General features: G+C 50.4%; 19 protein-coding genes. 14 read left to right on the forward strand and 5 right to left on the reverse strand.

Features of this window, described 5'->3' with window-relative positions; genetic code table 11:
• Positions 1-291 precede the first annotated feature (291 nt).
• The 13 genes from RGV06_RS25280 (at position 292) to RGV06_RS25340 (ending at position 11,087) form a co-directional block, all read left to right on the forward strand.
• A complete protein-coding gene (locus tag RGV06_RS25280; RefSeq protein ID WP_322152034.1) occupies positions 292-1,557 on the forward strand; it encodes a replication initiation protein in 1,266 nt (421 codons plus the stop codon).
• 175 nt (positions 1,558-1,732) lie between these two features.
• Positions 1,733-2,566, forward strand: a complete 834-nt coding sequence (locus RGV06_RS25285) for a hypothetical protein (RefSeq protein ID WP_322152035.1) — start codon at positions 1,733-1,735, stop codon at positions 2,564-2,566.
• Between the two features lie 187 nt (positions 2,567-2,753).
• Positions 2,754-3,683, forward strand: coding sequence for a replication initiator protein A (locus tag RGV06_RS25290; protein WP_322152037.1), 930 nt, complete (start codon positions 2,754-2,756; stop codon positions 3,681-3,683).
• Positions 3,684-3,829: 146 nt separating this feature from the next.
• Positions 3,830-4,144, forward strand: coding sequence for a hypothetical protein (locus RGV06_RS25295; RefSeq protein WP_322152039.1), 315 nt, complete (start codon positions 3,830-3,832; stop codon positions 4,142-4,144).
• Between the two features lie 94 nt (positions 4,145-4,238).
• Positions 4,239-4,418 carry a hypothetical protein gene (locus RGV06_RS25300; RefSeq protein ID WP_322152041.1) on the forward strand — a complete coding sequence of 60 codons (180 nt, stop codon included), beginning with the start codon at positions 4,239-4,241 and terminating at the stop codon, positions 4,416-4,418.
• Positions 4,419-5,196: 778 nt separating this feature from the next.
• Positions 5,197-6,261 carry a DNA cytosine methyltransferase gene (locus RGV06_RS25305; protein WP_322152042.1) on the forward strand — a complete coding sequence of 355 codons (1,065 nt, stop codon included), beginning with the start codon at positions 5,197-5,199 and terminating at the stop codon, positions 6,259-6,261.
• Positions 6,262-6,436: 175 nt separating this feature from the next.
• Positions 6,437-7,567: a ParA family protein gene (locus RGV06_RS25310; RefSeq protein WP_322152043.1), complete on the forward strand. Its 1,131-nt coding sequence runs from the start codon at positions 6,437-6,439 to the stop codon at positions 7,565-7,567.
• A 72-nt stretch (positions 7,568-7,639) separates the two neighbouring features.
• A complete protein-coding gene (locus tag RGV06_RS25315; protein ID WP_322152045.1) occupies positions 7,640-8,608 on the forward strand; it encodes a ParB/RepB/Spo0J family partition protein in 969 nt (322 codons plus the stop codon).
• A gap of 543 nt (positions 8,609-9,151) precedes the next feature.
• Positions 9,152-9,373 (forward strand): hypothetical protein, encoded by a 222-nt coding sequence (locus tag RGV06_RS25320; protein ID WP_322152046.1) that lies wholly within the window; start codon positions 9,152-9,154, stop codon positions 9,371-9,373.
• Positions 9,374-9,745 (forward strand): hypothetical protein, encoded by a 372-nt coding sequence (locus RGV06_RS25325; protein ID WP_322152047.1) that lies wholly within the window; start codon positions 9,374-9,376, stop codon positions 9,743-9,745.
• Positions 9,746-9,826: 81 nt separating this feature from the next.
• Entirely contained in the window at positions 9,827-10,069 is a 243-nt protein-coding gene (locus RGV06_RS25330) for a hypothetical protein (protein ID WP_322152049.1), read from the forward strand.
• 82 nt (positions 10,070-10,151) lie between these two features.
• Positions 10,152-10,526 (forward strand): hypothetical protein, encoded by a 375-nt coding sequence (locus RGV06_RS25335; RefSeq protein ID WP_322152051.1) that lies wholly within the window; start codon positions 10,152-10,154, stop codon positions 10,524-10,526.
• 249 nt (positions 10,527-10,775) lie between these two features.
• On the forward strand, positions 10,776-11,087 hold the full coding sequence (locus tag RGV06_RS25340) for a hypothetical protein (RefSeq protein ID WP_322152053.1): 312 nt from the start codon (positions 10,776-10,778) through the stop codon (positions 11,085-11,087).
• A 268-nt stretch (positions 11,088-11,355) separates the two neighbouring features.
• On the opposite strand, the gene RGV06_RS25345 is transcribed toward RGV06_RS25340, so the two are convergent.
• From RGV06_RS25345 to RGV06_RS25355, 3 genes are all read right to left on the reverse strand, one after another.
• Positions 11,356-12,315, reverse strand: a complete 960-nt coding sequence (locus RGV06_RS25345) for a tyrosine-type recombinase/integrase (RefSeq protein ID WP_322152055.1) — start codon at positions 12,313-12,315, stop codon at positions 11,356-11,358.
• Positions 12,312-12,860, reverse strand: coding sequence for an N-acetyltransferase (locus RGV06_RS25350; protein WP_322152057.1), 549 nt, complete (start codon positions 12,858-12,860; stop codon positions 12,312-12,314). Before RGV06_RS25350 ends, RGV06_RS25345 begins: the two co-directional genes overlap by 4 nt.
• Positions 12,861-13,012: 152 nt before the next feature.
• Entirely contained in the window at positions 13,013-13,969 is a 957-nt protein-coding gene (locus RGV06_RS25355; protein ID WP_322152059.1) for a zinc-dependent alcohol dehydrogenase family protein, read from the reverse strand.
• Positions 13,970-14,277: 308 nt separating this feature from the next.
• Between RGV06_RS25355 and RGV06_RS25360 the strand changes: the two genes are divergently transcribed.
• A complete protein-coding gene (locus RGV06_RS25360; protein WP_010655524.1) occupies positions 14,278-14,610 on the forward strand; it encodes a DUF2790 domain-containing protein in 333 nt (110 codons plus the stop codon).
• 412 nt (positions 14,611-15,022) lie between these two features.
• Here the strand turns inward: RGV06_RS25360 and RGV06_RS25365 are convergent, their stop codons facing one another.
• Both RGV06_RS25365 and RGV06_RS25370 read right to left on the reverse strand, forming a co-directional pair.
• Positions 15,023-15,490 carry a DUF411 domain-containing protein gene (locus tag RGV06_RS25365; RefSeq protein ID WP_010655523.1) on the reverse strand — a complete coding sequence of 156 codons (468 nt, stop codon included), beginning with the start codon at positions 15,488-15,490 and terminating at the stop codon, positions 15,023-15,025.
• Between the two features lie 288 nt (positions 15,491-15,778).
• A complete protein-coding gene (locus RGV06_RS25370; protein ID WP_073514879.1) occupies positions 15,779-16,711 on the reverse strand; it encodes a copper resistance protein B in 933 nt (310 codons plus the stop codon).
• Between the last annotated feature and the right edge of the window lie 64 nt (positions 16,712-16,775).

Below are 16,775 nucleotides of genomic sequence, written 5' to 3' on the forward strand. Positions count from 1 at the left end.
AAAATTACCCCCTCCACTCCCCTCTTCTCCGTGGATGCCTTTGGCTTCTAGAAACCATACAAGCAACTCTAAGGAGATCGGCCAACCAAGGCTGAAGAACAAGAGTACAAAAAAACCCCTGGCAAACGCTGGGCAAAAAAAAGAGCCTTCACGTCTCATCCTGGCAGATAGTTGACGTGAGGCTCACCGATTAGGTAGCTCGATTATGGACACCTGCGCCTTTGCGTGCAAGGTACACCGCGACTTTTATCGCGCTGAATTTACCTTGTATTTGTGTACGGATTTTCTACTGTGAATCAGGCTAAACCTGGTGCACTTCAGACGGCTGTAGACCCTCGTTTTTTTGTGCCTAATACAGCCCTCAATCGAGTTTTTGAGGAAGCTTCGTATCTACCAAGGTGCAGTGACAACAAAACGGCTACGCGAGTCCGTCCACGCAAGCACGCAATCCGCTATCCCTACATGCAGGTCAACCGGTTAGATCGAGTGTCGTGGCTAATTTTCGACCTTGACCACGCCAATACCCTCATCTGGGACGATACGGGCCTTCCCCCTCCCAATCTGATTGTACGCAACCGTCATTCCGGATCTTGCCATCTCTACTACGCAATTATTCCTGTATGCACATCGGATAGCGCCCGGGACAAACCAATCCGCTACATGAAAGCGATCTATAAAGCTTTCGTTGACCGGCTTAAGGCAGATCCCGAGTATCACGGTGGACCAGTTGCTAAGACTCCAGGACATCCTTGGTGGCACACAAGGGAACTGCATAGCAACGTCTACGAGCTTGCGGACCTAGCTGAGTGTGTTGACCTTGAGCCAATACCCCCATGGGGTAAAGGTCCGAACCTAGACGCAGTATCTCATTCTCGACACTGCATGCTTTTTGAGAACCTACGGTTTTTTGCGTACAGCATCGTCAAAAATGAGCGTGAACTTGGTAGCTACGACCAATTCATGCAGCGCCTTACCGCACATGCTCATAACTGTAATCAATTTGGTGGTCGAGGCGGATTTCGTGACGACTTACCTCTGTCCTCAATCCGTTCAACCGTTCGATCTATCGCACGATGGACATGGCACCGTTACACAGGCAACAGTCGGTGCCATAGGGGCGTAATGGAACTGGACAAGTCTACTCCTCTGGAAGAACGGCAAAGACTCGCTGCAAGGCGTACCCATGAAGTACGGCAGAAAGCCACTGAATCCAAAATCCGTGCAGCCTGCCGCGTGCTTCTTCAGCAAGCTAAGCCCTTAGCTATTGCTGCGCTTGCAACCATGTCTGGATTGACCAGGCAGACAGTGGCCACCTACCGACACGTCATTAACGAGACTCGTGAAAGTGTAGTGGTTGCTCTGCAGACAAAACCAAAGCCGTTAACCAATGCGACATCTGTTTCGGCCACCAGCCCGAGCCAGGCCATCACGGTATTGGGTGTTAAATATGGTACCAATCAGATACCTGCCGTTGAGGGTTCTACGCCTCAGGGCCAAGACTTCTCCACGAGACCTGCTTTTGATGCTGTGTTGATTGATCCAGGTGATAGCCCATAGGCGCAGATAGGGAGTGTTGCCGTACATCAACCCATGCGTATTACAGGGTTCACTTCAAGACCACCTCTTTACGTATATACGTACGTACGTATATCGTGCTACTATCTGTTCTAATAGTTTCGTTGAGAAGCCTACCTGGCGGCTACCAGCTCAACGTTCTAGGAGCATGGTTCACATGAATCAGTTGCAAATTGGTTTGTTTTTCGATGAGTCCAGTGTAGATGTCACTATTAGTGAATCTGGGTGCTGGAATTCTCCCTGCTTCAACCTTGCCGATTACACTCGGATGGTCGCAAAGGCACGTGCTAACCTGGCTAATATTTCAGCCGACCTTCTGCCTTTTTTCTTACAAGGTGTTGAAGCGAGCGAGCAATCTCTTTCTCAGGCGAGTAGCGATGATGCGCGGCCTTCTTTGTGGCGTGCAGTCGCTCATTTCAATGATCACACATGGCTCGAATTGAATCGTGTTGCGACTAGTGGTGTGGGTGCTGACGCAGAATGTAAGGTCCGTTCCGCACCGCGATCTAAAGTGATTGGTATCTACGTTGAAAATGTTGGCTCTATCATCGTACACGGGTGGCTAAGCACTGGAGATTCAAGGTACTGGGCTGAGTTTCTTCCTTGGCGCTCTTGTTTTTTCCGGCCTAGCTTTCGGGATAACGTTTCTGTCATTCCTGAGGCTTACTGCAGGTGGGAAAATTCGGTTTCCTGCATGCAGTTTTCTTCTGCCGGCGACAAGGTGCCATCGGTGTCAACTGTGAAGAGCAAGGGTCGTGAGTATGTAGTGACTAGCGCGGTGTACAGCCGAGAATATCGTGAGGGCGAAGCATGGGCTTTCGTCCGGCTTAGCGATTGGGCGGGACCTACGTTCACCTATGATCAGAGCATTAAAGAGATGGAAGCTGGCCGTAAAGTACGCGGTGATCAACGTGGTACGTTGGCTAAGATCCGCGGCGAGCTTTGTGTTCTTTCTGAGATGGTGATTTTGGCTGATCACAGTCTTTTGTAACCGCAGAAAAGACGAAGCCCAGATGGCGGCTACCGATCTGGGCTTCTACCAGGTTGAACTCGTCTAGGAGCGTCTGGATTTATCCATGATAACGATTCCTTAGCGACTCCTCAACTTGGCTCGGCAGCATGAGCCACGATTAAGATCCCATGTAAACTGCAGCGATTCAGAGAAGAAGAAGTCAGATATGAGCGAAGTAGGCGAGCAAAAACCTAAACGAGGTCGTAAGTCGAGCCTTGCCCCTTATGTTCAGGCTGATATGTTCCAGGCCAATATGGTTGAGTGGCCAGTTAAGGATGATCTGGCCAGCATGGAATTTCCGCTTTTTTCTCTCTCAACAATTCCGGATACCGCAATCCGCGAGTACCACCAGCATGGCACCAACAAGCACGTACGGATCATCCCTCCTGTAATTGGTGCTGCTACGGTTTTCGATAAGGATTTATTACTGTTCATTGGGTCCCAAATTATCGAAGGTCGTAAGGCTGGTTTACCCATCTCAAACACCGTCAAATTTGATTCCTATGATTTTCTTCTTGGTACAGATAGAGAGCCTGGCGGGAATGCTTACGCGAACATTCTAGACATGCTGCGGAGGCTCAAAGGCACACAGATCGAGACGAATATCGTTACTGGGGGAGAGGAGCAGACCAAAGGTTTTGGCTGGATTCATGACTACACAATCACGAAGAAAACCGGTAATGGGAAAGGCGTTCTTGAATGTATCGTGCAGATCTCGGATTGGATGTACAACGCCCTCCTCCACTACGAAGTTTTGACCATTGATCGACGTTATTTTGCGTTGAGGATGCCACTTGAGCGTCGTCTTTATGAGCTTGCTCGTAAGCACGTCGGTAACAAGGCTATTTGGAAAGCAGACATCGTTCTAATGCAGCAAAAATGCGGTTCTACTCAAGACTTGCGTCATTTTAGGGCTGACGTGCGCAAGATCATCAAGCGAGATTCGTTACCTGATTACAGGATGGCTCTGGATAAGAGCTGTAAGCCGCACAAAATCGTTTTTTACACCAGGAACACTAAGCTTTTGTCTGAAGAGCTGGTAGCAACAGACAAAGCAGTTTGGTTTGAAAACTTAGAGCGTTTCGTCCCTGTGTAATCGTATATCGCCGACAAATTGAGGCTGCTTGTGCAGCCTTTTTTTACGCCTTCTATATACGTACGTACGTACGTATAATGGATTTGTGGCTCGATCGAGCTACCCCTGGCGGCTACCGGGGAAAAACGAAGTCTAGGAGCTATTAAATGAAGCGTATACCTCTGAGATCTGTTGACCGCGATGACACCCAGCACTTGCAGGATGAAATTGATAAGCTTGAAGCGGCTCAAAGTGTCATGCTCGAAGCAAATAGGGCGTTGGAGCTTGGTGATGAGCTCACTTTGATACGCTTAGGCCTTGATCCGGCTCGCATCAGTGAGCTTGAGGAGCGACATCAGGCCGGAAAGAAAGGTTTTCCTGACTATGTGATACGCAACCTTTCTCACACCATCCAGCAACTGCAGGAATACCGTCGAACGTCTGGTCTACTTAGGTCCGATAAGGACGACCACGCTGAGTAACCTGTTGGTTCACTTGTACGTACGTATGTATTTGCGTACGTGCGTACATGTATAATAATGCCCATTGACCAAAGTTATATTCAGAGGTGTTTGTATGAAGGATAAACCTAGTGCCCCGAAACCAAAGAGTGAAGCCCCGATCCGCGCAAATAAAACGATAAGCCTTCGCATTGATTATAACGAACGCTTGCGAGAAGAGGCTTTCAAAAACAAGACGACGGCTTCAGCGCTGATCGAAAAAGCTCTTGCCGAAATGTGGGGTATTAGCCAGTAGATACTGGAGTTAGGTCAGTTAGGGCTCATAATGTGTCCACCGTTTTCTGCTCTTTTTCTTGCACATGTCAGCAGTACAGTGTGCGACAGATGTGATCAGTTACTGGTCGCTAATACGACAGCTGAAGACGTTCGTGCGCGGCGCATGTAACCAGGTAAACCAGCTTACTCCCCTCCCCCAGGATGTGCTTTTTCTCATCGAGCTATTTCTCGGTGCGTATCACGCCGCCATCCTCTCACATGCTGCAAATACTCCCTTTCATCAGGTTTCAAACTGCATTCAGTTTCTCGGTGTGTCGCCTTTCCAAAAGACTGGACATGATTTTCCTGTTTATGATCATTAGCAGGGGAAACAGCCTAATCAAGATCGAGCGGACATTATCGGTTGCTCGATGGAAGTCGTCAGGCATAGGCGTGTCAGGTCAAGGATATGAGTCATGTCGATATATGTATCGACGGCTAGAGTCCAATTTCGAAGTAGTAATCCTAAGGATGCTCAGTGTTGCTAGTAGCAACAAGCGGCATTTTTGTGTCGACGTCCGAAAAATTTAGCGAGGGAAACCAAGGGAGCCCAGTGTTGCTACTAGCAACACTGGGCTTTTTTGTATCGACTTCCAGAACCCTAGGCGAAGAAATAAACCGATGGGTGTTCAGTGTTGCTAGTAGCAACAACAGGGTATTTACGTATGTACGTACGTATAGGGTTTATACTGAAGACCTCAAACCAGCAGTGGCGGCTACCACTGGGCAGCTATGAAATAAGTCTAGGAGTGTATGGCATGGGTTCGGCATTAGCATTGAAAGCTATGGTATCGGAATTCTCACAGGCGCAAGCGCATGAGAAATCGGCAGGGGCTCACCATCTTTTTGACCAGCCTGCAAAATCGGATGTAGTTCGATTGGCAAATAAGTGTCAGCAATACTTGACTTCTACGCAGGCACGTAATCGCATTGATCACTGGAAGGCCCATGCTAAAAGCCAAGCAGCATGCATGGATAACAGTGACAAAATTGTCCTATCGCTTTTCGACACCTCAGGTGAATGGTCCAAGCCATGGGAAGAGGCTGGCTACCAGGTATATCGCTTTGACATCCAGGACAACCCAGAACTGGGCGACGTGAATAATTTCAGTGTTGAATTCTTCATGGAATGGTTCGGTGATTTCTATGGGCAGGATGTTTTTGCGATTCTTGCTGCATGCCCTTGTACTGACTTTGCCCGGTCAGGATGCAGACATTTTGGTGCCAAGGATTTGGACGGGCGGACCATTGCATCTGTTGAATTGGTTCACCAGACCCTTCGCGTTATCGAGTATTACAAACCTGCTTTGTGGGCTATCGAGAACCCAGTTGGCCGGCTCGAAAAACTGGTGGGACTTCCTTCGTGGAGGCTTTCATTTGATCCATGTCATGTTGGGGACCCATACACCAAGAAGACGTTGATTTGGGGTCGCTTCAACGCAGATCTGCCTGTAGCCCCAGTCTCACCGATTGAGGGTTCAAAAATGCACCGCAAGTACGGTGGCCGCAGTCTTGCTACAAAAAATGCGAGAAGTGTGACGCCAGAGGGGTTTGCTTACTCTTTTTTCATGGCAAACAATCTTATCGATCACCCCCGGTTGGTGCTGTTCGGTAAATACGATCGTCTCTCCCCACGACTCTTGAGTCAGGCCATAGATGCGGGTATGAAGCAGAGCGAAATTAGCGGACTTATCGATGACGCCTATTTTATGGATCTCGATGACGAGCAAGCGCACTCGCTGTTGCGAAACGCGGTGCGGCTGCGTGGCTGTAATCTCGATAGCTTTGTCGATGTAGGCGGGCAGGTTGCTATGAGCATCTGACAGATATTCAGTGCGGACTGTGGCCGTGATATGACGGCCACAGTGAGGTTGTTGCTACTAGCAACAAGTAGGGTTCAGGTTAATTGGCTAAAATAGCTTAAATTCCTGAATTATCGTATTTACATTAAAGATTCACGAACTATAATAAGTTCTCAATGCACGGAAGGGCGCTTACATGAACTCGAATGAAGAATTTCAGCAGGATCTCCAGAGTTTCGTTGATTACGGAAATCTGACCTACTCTCCGCAATTTGCTGCGGAGTGCTTCGGGCTTACTACCCGGCGTTTGAAAGATATTGAAGAGGAGAACGGTGTTGAAATTCGACGCATTCCCCGTGGTACTTCTTCAGCTCGGGTTTATGGTGTTGCTGATCTTTTTACAATTGCCGCACTTCGTCGCAAGCTGGGCCACTCGAAGGGTTTAGGGCGTCAGATTGTCGTTTCAACTTTTGTCCCAAAGGGGGGGACAGCAAAAACCACTACAGCGGTTAACCTGGCGTTATCCGCCCAGTTCGCTGGATTGAAAACACTCATTATCGACAACGATCCGCAAGGTGATACGTCCAGCATGCTGGGTTATGACCCAGACTTGGGGCCAGACGATCTAACTGATATGGGAATCCCACAGGACCGCTTGGTCGATGGCCATCTTGGCAATCTGATTAGCCCACTATTGCGGATGCGTGCTTTTGACCCTAAGTCGCTAGACGAGGTTATAAAGAAACCATTTGGCGAGGATGGTATTCATTTAATCCCTGCAGATACCTCCATTGAGGATTTAGGGGTTGCACTGGATGCCTCTAACAATGCTGATATGTGGTATGCCCGCTGGATTGAGCAAGCAAACTCCGGGGGAATTCCCGGATGTGATCTTTCAGGTTATGACCTGATCATTATCGACAACGCACCGGCAGGTTCCCGATTGACTAAAAATTCAGTCGCTGCAAGTGATTTGCTGTTGTGCCCGATTCGAATGGATAAGTTCTCGTTTCGGGCTCTCCTTCGTCTTAATGATTGGTGCGCCCGCTTTGCGAGGGAATACGACTATGCACCGAAGATGTTAGCAATCCCGACCATGTTCATTCGCAATCGTCCATCCCTCATCAATAACCTCTACCGACTGAATGAGCTTTTTCCGAATCGGGTCACTGAGGAAAAAATCTACGTCTCGGAGGAATATGCCAAATCGCTGGACGAAGGCATTCCGTTGCTTCTATGGAAAGGAGCAACCTCCAAAAGTCTTGGGCCTGTACGCAGCGTTCACCGAGAGATAATCGACAAAATCCGTGAACTTGCATCTGCTTGAGTTGTTGCTACTAGCAACAACCCCTAAGATTTTTTGTTGCTACTAGCAACACTGCCTCCTGGAGGTTCAAATATGAAGTCGGAAGATTACCCAGGTAAACCGAAGCCAGCTGTAATTGGCCTTCGCAAACCAGCAGAAATCCCAGCGGGTGCCCCTTCAAGCGCGAAGGGGAGGGCAGCGATGCTTGAGAAGCTGGACGCAAAGAATGTTGAGCCGTTGATTGGTGAGTTGATCACTAATGACCAAGCTTTGCAGGAGATCCAGTTATCCCTCATCGATGTATCTCCTTATCAGCCCCGGATGGTTTTTGACGCCGTAGCTATCTCGCAACTCGCAGAATCCATCGGTGAAATTGGCCTTGGGAAACCAATTCTTGTAAGGCCGCTACCAAACGGCCGGTATGAACTGGTCGGTGGTGAACGGCGCTGGAGAGCTATCACCATCCTAGGATGGGACACCATATCGGCAGTGATTAAGCCGATGAATGACGACATGGCCATGTTGCTCGCCCTAGCTGATAACGAGCACGAGCAATTAACTGATTATGAACTCGCTCGTAGCTACGATCGTTACCTAAAGAACGGCAATGACAAGAGCCAGAGTGCCATTGCTCGCCGCTTGGGTATCAATCGCTCCGTAGTCAGCCGTTGCCTGGATTTGATGAAGCTTACCCCTGCAATTCGGGAAGTGCTGGATCAGCATCCTGGCCTTATCACAGCTAACTATGCCAAGAAGTTTGTAGAACTAGCAGGCAAGCATCAGCACATTGTCGAGCGACAAGTTCTAAGCATGGTCGATAAGGGGACAAAGCAGGAACAGGCGCTGCGCCAGATTGCACAAAAAATCTCAGCATGCTCTAACCCGGTTGCCCCTGCATTTGCGCCTAGGGCTGTAGTTGGAATCGGCACCATGAAACTGTCCGGCCAGAAGCTTGAACTGAAGTGTCAGGATGGGATAAATCCCAATCTGGTCATGGAGCAGTTTGAAGAATTTTTAAAGACTGTCGACCCAACAAAACTCTCCGTGGTAGTGGAGTCCTGAATCGTAGCGATAGTCGGTATGCGAGCGATAGCAGGGGAGGGAAGGGCAGCGAACCAGCAAGTAGAAAAGGATCGAGCGCCAAGGTCTTCGACCACCTTGGCGCTCATAACACACCGAAACCCCGCAAAAGGTATCCGTTATGTCAGATGCAGACTATACCCGTATTCGCAAAATTCCGCTTTCCGATATACATCAGTTGGGCGCCTGGGAACTGGTGCGCTACATCGAAGCCAGCAGTCCAGTACTACGCCAAATGATACTTAAGGCATTATCCCGGTAGTCTCTATGGAAACACTCCAACCTCGCCGTAAGACGCGGGGTTGGGTCAGTAGTAGGGTCGTTGTTTTTCGCGTCCGAGTGAAGAGGGGAGCAGTTGTTATTATTGAGCAATTGTGGGTATGGCGGCGTAGGCCAGGGCCAAATCGTAGATGCACCAGGACGAGCTTATGCTTCCATTGAACAGCACCGTTTCCATGGTCCGCAGTTAGTCAGCGGACCATGGAGAGCCGTAGAGATAGCTGATTAACCAAGGAGAGAATTTGTATGAGCACGATTGATATAACTTCGTTAAATGTCTTTATTGAAGCTGCGAAGGTAGCTGAGTCTGAATATTTGGACCAGCCTAAGTCCCTCAGCACCGAACCGCTTACAGGCCTTGAGCTTGAAGATTACAAGCGCCAAAGCTCGGAGCTACTGGAGGCCTACAACATGGCCTGCAGAGCTCTGTTCACGGCTTTGTCCTTAGCGGTTAAAAAGGAGTCGTAGATGGCTCCTCAACCTGAGTACGTGTGGGTTCAAGAAGAGTTGAAGGCAGTCGGACTCAGTGTGACTCCCACAGCGACCCGGGGTGAGCTGCTAACTGCACTTCAAACCCTTCGTAGCGTTGATCATCGTAATGATGAATTTGTTGATGCCATGCGCGATTTCATGGAAATTGGCGGTCGACGTGACGATCAGCTTTTTAAGCTCTGGCTCGAATCTATTCATGTATCGCTGTTGAGGTACGGCGTCAGTTCGCCTGAGATAGATACGGAAGAGCATGTTGGATGGTTTTACGAACGGTTTGAGGCTGGTGGTGACGCTGGCACTGCTGCAGCTGATTGGTTAGCTTGCGATAAATACCCAGCGTCTTCGTAATAAAACGAAACTAACCAACTCGAACTGGTTCGCCGGACGAGTTCACCAGTTCAAGAAGAATACAAACGATAGGGAGTCACGATGGGCACACTCAGATTCATTGAACTGGTTAAAGAAATCTTAAAGTTCAGGAGGCTCTCCCCGGGCCCAAATAAAAATATCTCGAAGGATTTACTCCGCCTTTTGATTAAGAATGCCTTGGGTGACGGTGACATCACGCTGGAGGAGTACGACCACCTCATGACAATGCTCAATAATGATATGGAGCCGCCTCCACCGGGTTATGACCGCATCAAACCGATCAAACCGATCAGCCCGCAATAGCGCAAGGTACGCCCAAGCCCAGCATTAGCAGGGCCGCATCAGTGTAGGGGCGCGATTCTCGTGCCCGCGAAGTCGAGGTAGGATGATGCTGACCAATTTTGAAAAGAACCGGGATGATTTCAACCGCATGGACGGGAAATCACAGGAAGAGACGCATGGTGCTCTGCGTGACTGGATGAGCACTGCCCAGGAGCAGCGCGCCCTCTTATGGCGCTTCGCGCATCTGGTAGAAGTGCTGACCATTGAGGATATTCCTAGGGTGCAGAACGCAAATCTCATCTTGCGTCAAATCCACGAACATGTGGTTGAGCTGAGTAAATTCTTTGGACTGACGCCTTCAAAAAATGTGTTTGACAGCGCAGCTGCATCCCTCGCGTCGAGCATTGCAGACGCTGAGAGCTATACCCGTCAAATTATGAAGTTCGTGCCAGATGTGATGGGTGTGACCGCAGGTTAAGGGACTCCAGGATCGTGATCCCGAATAGGTAGGAAAAGTAGCTGTATTGGTAGAGCGTCCATTGCCCATTCTACAATAAGTGTCAGGGATACAGTCGGTGGACGCTCTACCAATGCATCTCTCACCAAGGACGTTTACGGAACAAAGTAGGAAAATCCCCCCAGGAACACCTAAGCCCAGCCGTCAAACGTTGGGCTAAGCAGTAGAAGGATTCCCCTTTGGCGTCCAATCCATTGAAGGACTGACTGCATGAATGTGTTCTCGTATAACGGGCCCGTTGATCTGATGCTGCGCTACGGCGAAGTGCCTGGACTGACCCGCATTGCAGAACGGGTTGGAGTTGAAGTTGAGCTAGAGGTTAACCACCCTGGATTGAGTTGGGAGGTTAAGGTCGGCGTTGGTTCTGGCCTTAGCTTGGATCTCGCCAAGGGACCTACCTCGGCCCGCCTACAGTTGCCGGACGGGAAGGTGATCGCCGGGCGTGTGGTCAGTCAACTGGTCAGCGGGATTGGTTTCATGCTGATCGAGGATCGGGACAGTAGCTGGCCTACAGAAGTCTGACGGAAAAGAGCCCACAACCATGAGCACGGCGAGCTTGTTCCGCAACCTGGCTGCTATCACTGCACTGCTTTACGGCTTTTTTGCGCTTTATACAGCTCCAGATCCTCGCCAATGGCACGGGGGCGTGTGGGTTGTTCTTACCTTCTTGTATGTAGCGTTAATAAGTGTGTATTTCGAGAAGAAAACAAAAGCTCGATCACGAGAACAGTAAGGAGAGAAGTAGCCCAGCCGTCAAACGCTGGGCAGGATAGCCGGTGTTTATATTTATTCAATACTTAACCTTGTACGTTGGGGAGTCTTCTGGCCGCTGTCCGCGCCGATCATACAAGCGTGTTGTGCTGATATTGGCGTGTCCCAGCCACATCTGGACTTTGGCGATGTCTGCGTCATGCTCCAACGCATTGGTCGCAGCGGTTGCCCGCAGCCCATGCACACCTAAGCCGTCTACCTCGATCCCTGCTGCCTGAGCCCAGTGGGCGACCACGGTGTATAGCCCGTTCGCGGTGACACCGGCGCCGGTGGTTTTTCCCCGAATCGAGCGAAACAGTGGACCCGGTGATGGGGCACGTCCGCTATCGCGCTCCAGGTACGCATAGATCCGTTCTGCGGCGACTGGGTGCAATGGTAAAAAGCGGATCTTGCCCCCTTTCCCATGCACCCGAAGATGCTTTATTCCTCGGCGCTCAAGCAGGTCGCTCATGGTCAGCCTCGCGGCCTCTTCCCGTCGCAGCCCGTGGTACAGCAACACGGCTAGGATCGCCCGATCTCGCAGCCCCTTGACCGTTTCAGTATCAGGAGCGTCCAGCAGCAATTTAGCCTGGTCGTCCCCGAGTGCCGGTGTTTTCCCTTCGTTGGTCTCGATCTTGGGCCGCTTGACCCCGTGCACCGGGTTGCCCCCGGCGACAGCGTTGTTTTCGAGTAAGTGATCAAACAGGCTGGCCAGCGCCGCCAGTTTACGACGGATCGTCGCTCCGGCCAGGCCCCGGGTTTCGAGCTGGGCGCGCCAAGCCAGCACGTGTGCTCGGGTCACGGCACGGAACTCATCTGCAGCCGTCAGTCCTACAAAACTGCAGAAGTCTTCCAGGTCGTTCTGATAAGCGCGTCGGGTGCGTGGGTTGTCGATATTGGCGAACCACTCCACGGCTGCCGGCACCGCGGCTAATTGCTGGAACTCTGCGGACGTCAGTCGACGCTCACCGGCGCCGCCCGAATTGACGAGCTGGCTCATAACCGCTGCCTGGCTTTAAAACCAGCCTCGATCTCGGGCCATTCCGGCGATGCCTTCATGTCGCGGATACGCCGCTCATGAGGCGTCTCGGGGATTAGATGTTTCCAGCGCTGTTGCTCTTCAGACTGTTCACAAGAACGAATTTCATATTTAAGCTCAGATCCCGCCGCCGCTAAACGCTCGCGAGCCTTGCTCCAGAATCTTTTGGATGTTCCGAATTCGCTCATAGGTACCAAAGGGATTTGGTACTTGCACCACAGCAACCACAGCACGGAAATTCCAGTGCCGGTTAACTGGTGTTGACGTTCAATTTTAAGTTCGTAGATGTAAACCCGATCGTTGAGCGGATTAATCCCGTAGCTGATCCTTCCCACGTGTTGGCCATCGATCTCGATGCCGGCGTCATACTCGGTCCCGGGAAAAGCGAAACAGTCGCGAATGGCTTCCTCTCGCACCGTCACCAGACGGACACCTGCTGAACGATCAGTCAGGATTTTGGCTTGGCGCGGATGAAAAAAGTCCCGCATTGGCTCGAAATCGGTCATCTGCCCTTCCCGGTCTAAAAGTGGTGATAACGTATATCTTGCCTTTTATCTCAGTTGTAGGTTGCTTCGCATAAGGGTGTGGTTGTCAGTTTATAGCTGCTGAAAAGCCCGCATAGCGGGCTTTTTTTGCGTCCAGTTAAGCTAACGCGCGATCAAATATCAACGACGATTTTGCCTATCTGAGTATTGGACTCCATGTATCTGTGGGCCTCCACGATTTGATCGAGTGGAAAAGTTTTGGCTATCAAGGGCCGCAATGCTCCGTTTTCAAGCCCTCTTGAAATGAAGGTTTTGGCACATTCTAAGCGCTCAGGATCCTGAGTAATCTCGAACAACTGATAACCCCGAATCGTCAGATTCTTTCCTAGCACTTCCATGACCGGAATGCTCATGTCTGCGGTATCAAGGGTGCCGTACTGGAAGAAGGTGCCGAGGTAGCATAGAGCTCGGAGAATATTGGCTACCTCAGGTCCGCCGACTGGATCGAAGGCCACGCGGGCACCTTTACCGCCAGTAATGCGATTGACCTCTTCCACAAGATCCTGTTCTTGGGTCGCTATCACGTGAGCTGCGCCTGCATCGAGCAATGCTTGACGCTTATCGCTGGTACGAGTGAGTGCTACAGGTAGTGCTCCTACCAGGTTCGCAATCTGGATAGCTGCCAGGCCGACACTGCTCGATGCCGCGCGAATCAAAACCGTCTCGCCTTTCTGCAGATTGCCGATATCAATCAGCGCTCCATAAGCAGTGACGAATTGCATCCATGTGCCTGCGGCTTCCACGGATGTCATCCCCTCAGGTTGACGAACCAGTGCATGAACAGGCGCGACAACCAACTCACCATACAAACCGAAGTCGGCAAACGAGAAAGCCGGAATCACATTGACCTCATCGCCAGGTGCGTAATCGGTGATCCCCTCACCGATGCTCTCAATTGTGCCGGCCGCTTCATAGCCTAAGGTAGTGGGCAGCTCAGGAATGAAGGTGTATTGCCCCAAGCGATACATGGCTTCGGCGCGATTTAACCCCAGCGCTTTTACCTGGATGCGGACTTCGCCTGCTCTAGGCTCTCGAACATCGATGTCATCGATGTCATCGATTTGAAGCACTTATGGCCCGCCAATACGTTGAAAACGTACGATTTTAGACATGTTGATTCCTCAGAAAAATGGATAGGGGGGCTGCTTGATCGGTAGACAGTTTCGGTTTTTCTGTGAAACCGAAAAAATGCCGCTTTCCTATTTGGGGTAAGCGGCATTTTCCTTAAATGAACTGAATCGCCCCGGATTTTCAAGCTCCTTGCAAGCTAGAAGCTGGACTCACAATGCCTGACACATAAGTAATATTCGCGGCAGCTTTCTGAAAGGTATGATTCGTTATCCTCTAGTCAGAAGTAAGTGAGCACTAGGAGACAGTCATGAAAGTATTTAAAGCATTTTTTACCATTTCAATATTGGCCTTGTCGTCTTTGGCAATAGCTGAAGGAGGTGGTGATCGCGTTTACGGTCGGATGATGCAAGAAAACCAACAGGCGATGGAGCAGTACGCCTTGAAAAACGGGAAGTCTAACCCTGAAATTGTTCATTATAAATATGGTATGGACCTAGATATTCATAAGATCGTCAGTATGACGCAAGCCAATATAGACTGTGCTGTAGCGCCTTCGCGTATGACCTTTGAAGATTCGGCTGGCAAGCTCAACACTGTAGAGTACAGGGTTATGGGTACTAACTGCCCACGCGGAGGATAGACTAAGGTAGCCATGGTAGGTTCTCTGGAGCGCATGTGTTTAATGGTTGCCAAGTAACGACGAGTGCTGACATTTTCGATTCTTATTTGGATTAGGTTCGATTTATTGCTGAGTAACTACTGCCACTCTATTAACAAATGCTAGCTAGCAACAAATGTTCGCTTACCAGATACACCCCATCTCTGTGTTTCTCCTTTGGTTGTGGAGATGGTTTAGGCGCCCTAGTGGCGCCTTTTTTATGGTGTGTCACCCATACGACTACAAATGCTCCATAGCTTTTTGCCAACCTACAGGTAGATGGTTATAGCCAGTGCGGAGTCCATCTCAATTTTGATAGCTCATTAGAGTAAGCACTCCGTCACTTGCATGATCAAGGGCAGTGACCACGCAAGAATTAAGGAAAGTTTGAAAACTAGTTTGCCGGGTATTCGGCAATCACTTGGTTAATACCTGTTTTGCTCAGGCCAATGACCTGATAAGCATCCTGCTTTCCACCGACCTCCATACCAGGCGACCCTGTCGGCATGCCAGGTACAGCAATCCCGATAAGGTCGTCGCGTTTGATCAAAGCAACTATTTGCTCGGCAGGTACATGGCCTTCAACAAATTTTCCGTTGACCATAGCGGTGTGGCATGACGAGAGACGCGGAATAACACCCAAGTCTTTCTTGACTCTGCTCATGTTGGTTTCTACATGATCAACGACGGTGAAACCGGTGGCTTCAAGGTGCTCCATCCACTTCTTGCAGCATCCACAGTTAGCGTCACGATGGACGTTGATCGTCAGCAATTCTGTGGCATGACCTGCGGAACTGATAAACAGAACCGAGAGTGCAGCGAGGCGCAGTGCCCGACCAGGACGAAAAATGTTATTTCGCATGGGTATGTTCCTTCCCATCAGCATGGGTATGATTTTTTGGCTAAGCGGTCGGAGTTGAAGACGCGTCATGTGAAGCCTCACCGCCCTAAGGATGGGTATGTTGGGTACTTTCATCCTGAGAAGGTGCTGCTACCTCACCGTAGTCGCGGTCTCTCGCCATGATGGTCCTCTGCTTCAGTTACCTCTTCGGCTGCATCTGCATGAAGATATCCAGAGGGAGCACCTTACCGGCAGCTACTATTGCGGCGACCACACCAGCAGAGGTCAATGTTTTTTCATGCTATGCACTCAGAACCACATCCGAATACCGGCAACAAATCGAGCCTCGCTGGTCCTTTCTCCTTCATCGCTCGCCAGGTCGGCCGTCTTGCCGTAGGAGCGGTTCCAGCTAACTCCAATGTAGGGGGCAAATTGGCGAACAATCTCGTAACGCAATCGCAACCCTACTTCGGTGTTAGCCAATCCAGACCCAATGCCACGCTGAGGATCATTTTTCCCGTATAAATTTACTTCGGCTGTAGGCTGCAAGATCAGGCGATTGGTCAGCAGAATGTCGTAGTCGCCCTCAAATCGAGCAGCGGTCTGACCGTTCTCACCGATGTAGGCAGTGGCTTCGGCTTCAAAGTTATACAGGGCCATGCCCTGTATACCGAGCGCTCCCCAAGTTTGTGGCGACCCGGGCTTGAAGTCTTGCCGTACGCCGGTGACGACATCCCACCACGGACCGATGGCGTGTCCCCAAAGTGCGGAGAGTTCAGCGCTTTCCGTTACACCATTGGTACGTTCGCCTTCCGAGCGCAACCACAATCGGTCAACGTCACCGCCGATCCATCCTTTCGCATCCCAGGCCAGTGCACTACCGTTATCAGCATCCTGGTACTCAAACTTATCCAGCAGCATGAAGGAGTTGAGTTGTTTGTCGTGGACACCATGACCTGCCACATCTGGAAAGGCGGCTGCACGGTCAGCGTCGGTAAGTACAGGGATCGGGGTTCGACTCGTGGCGGTCGCCCCTCCATTCATGCTTTCCATACCTTCCATTTCCCCGTCGTCCATGCTCATCTTACTGTGATCCATAGACCCCATCTTGCTGTGGTCCATTGAACCGTGATCGGGCTTAGTTTCGTTTGCCGTAGTTGCAGGTTTGTTAGTTGCTTTCGCAGTAGATGAATGATCACTACTATCTTCTCCTGCCATCACCACAGAAGAGAGTCCGCCCATCAGACCAACGGCAAAGAGGCAACCCACCAGCGATTTATTACGATTTACGTATGTGCTCACAGAT

The sequence above is a fragment of the Pseudomonas sp. CCI3.1 genome (genome assembly GCF_034313985.1).
GTDB lineage: Bacteria > Pseudomonadota > Gammaproteobacteria > Pseudomonadales > Pseudomonadaceae > Aquipseudomonas > Aquipseudomonas psychrophila.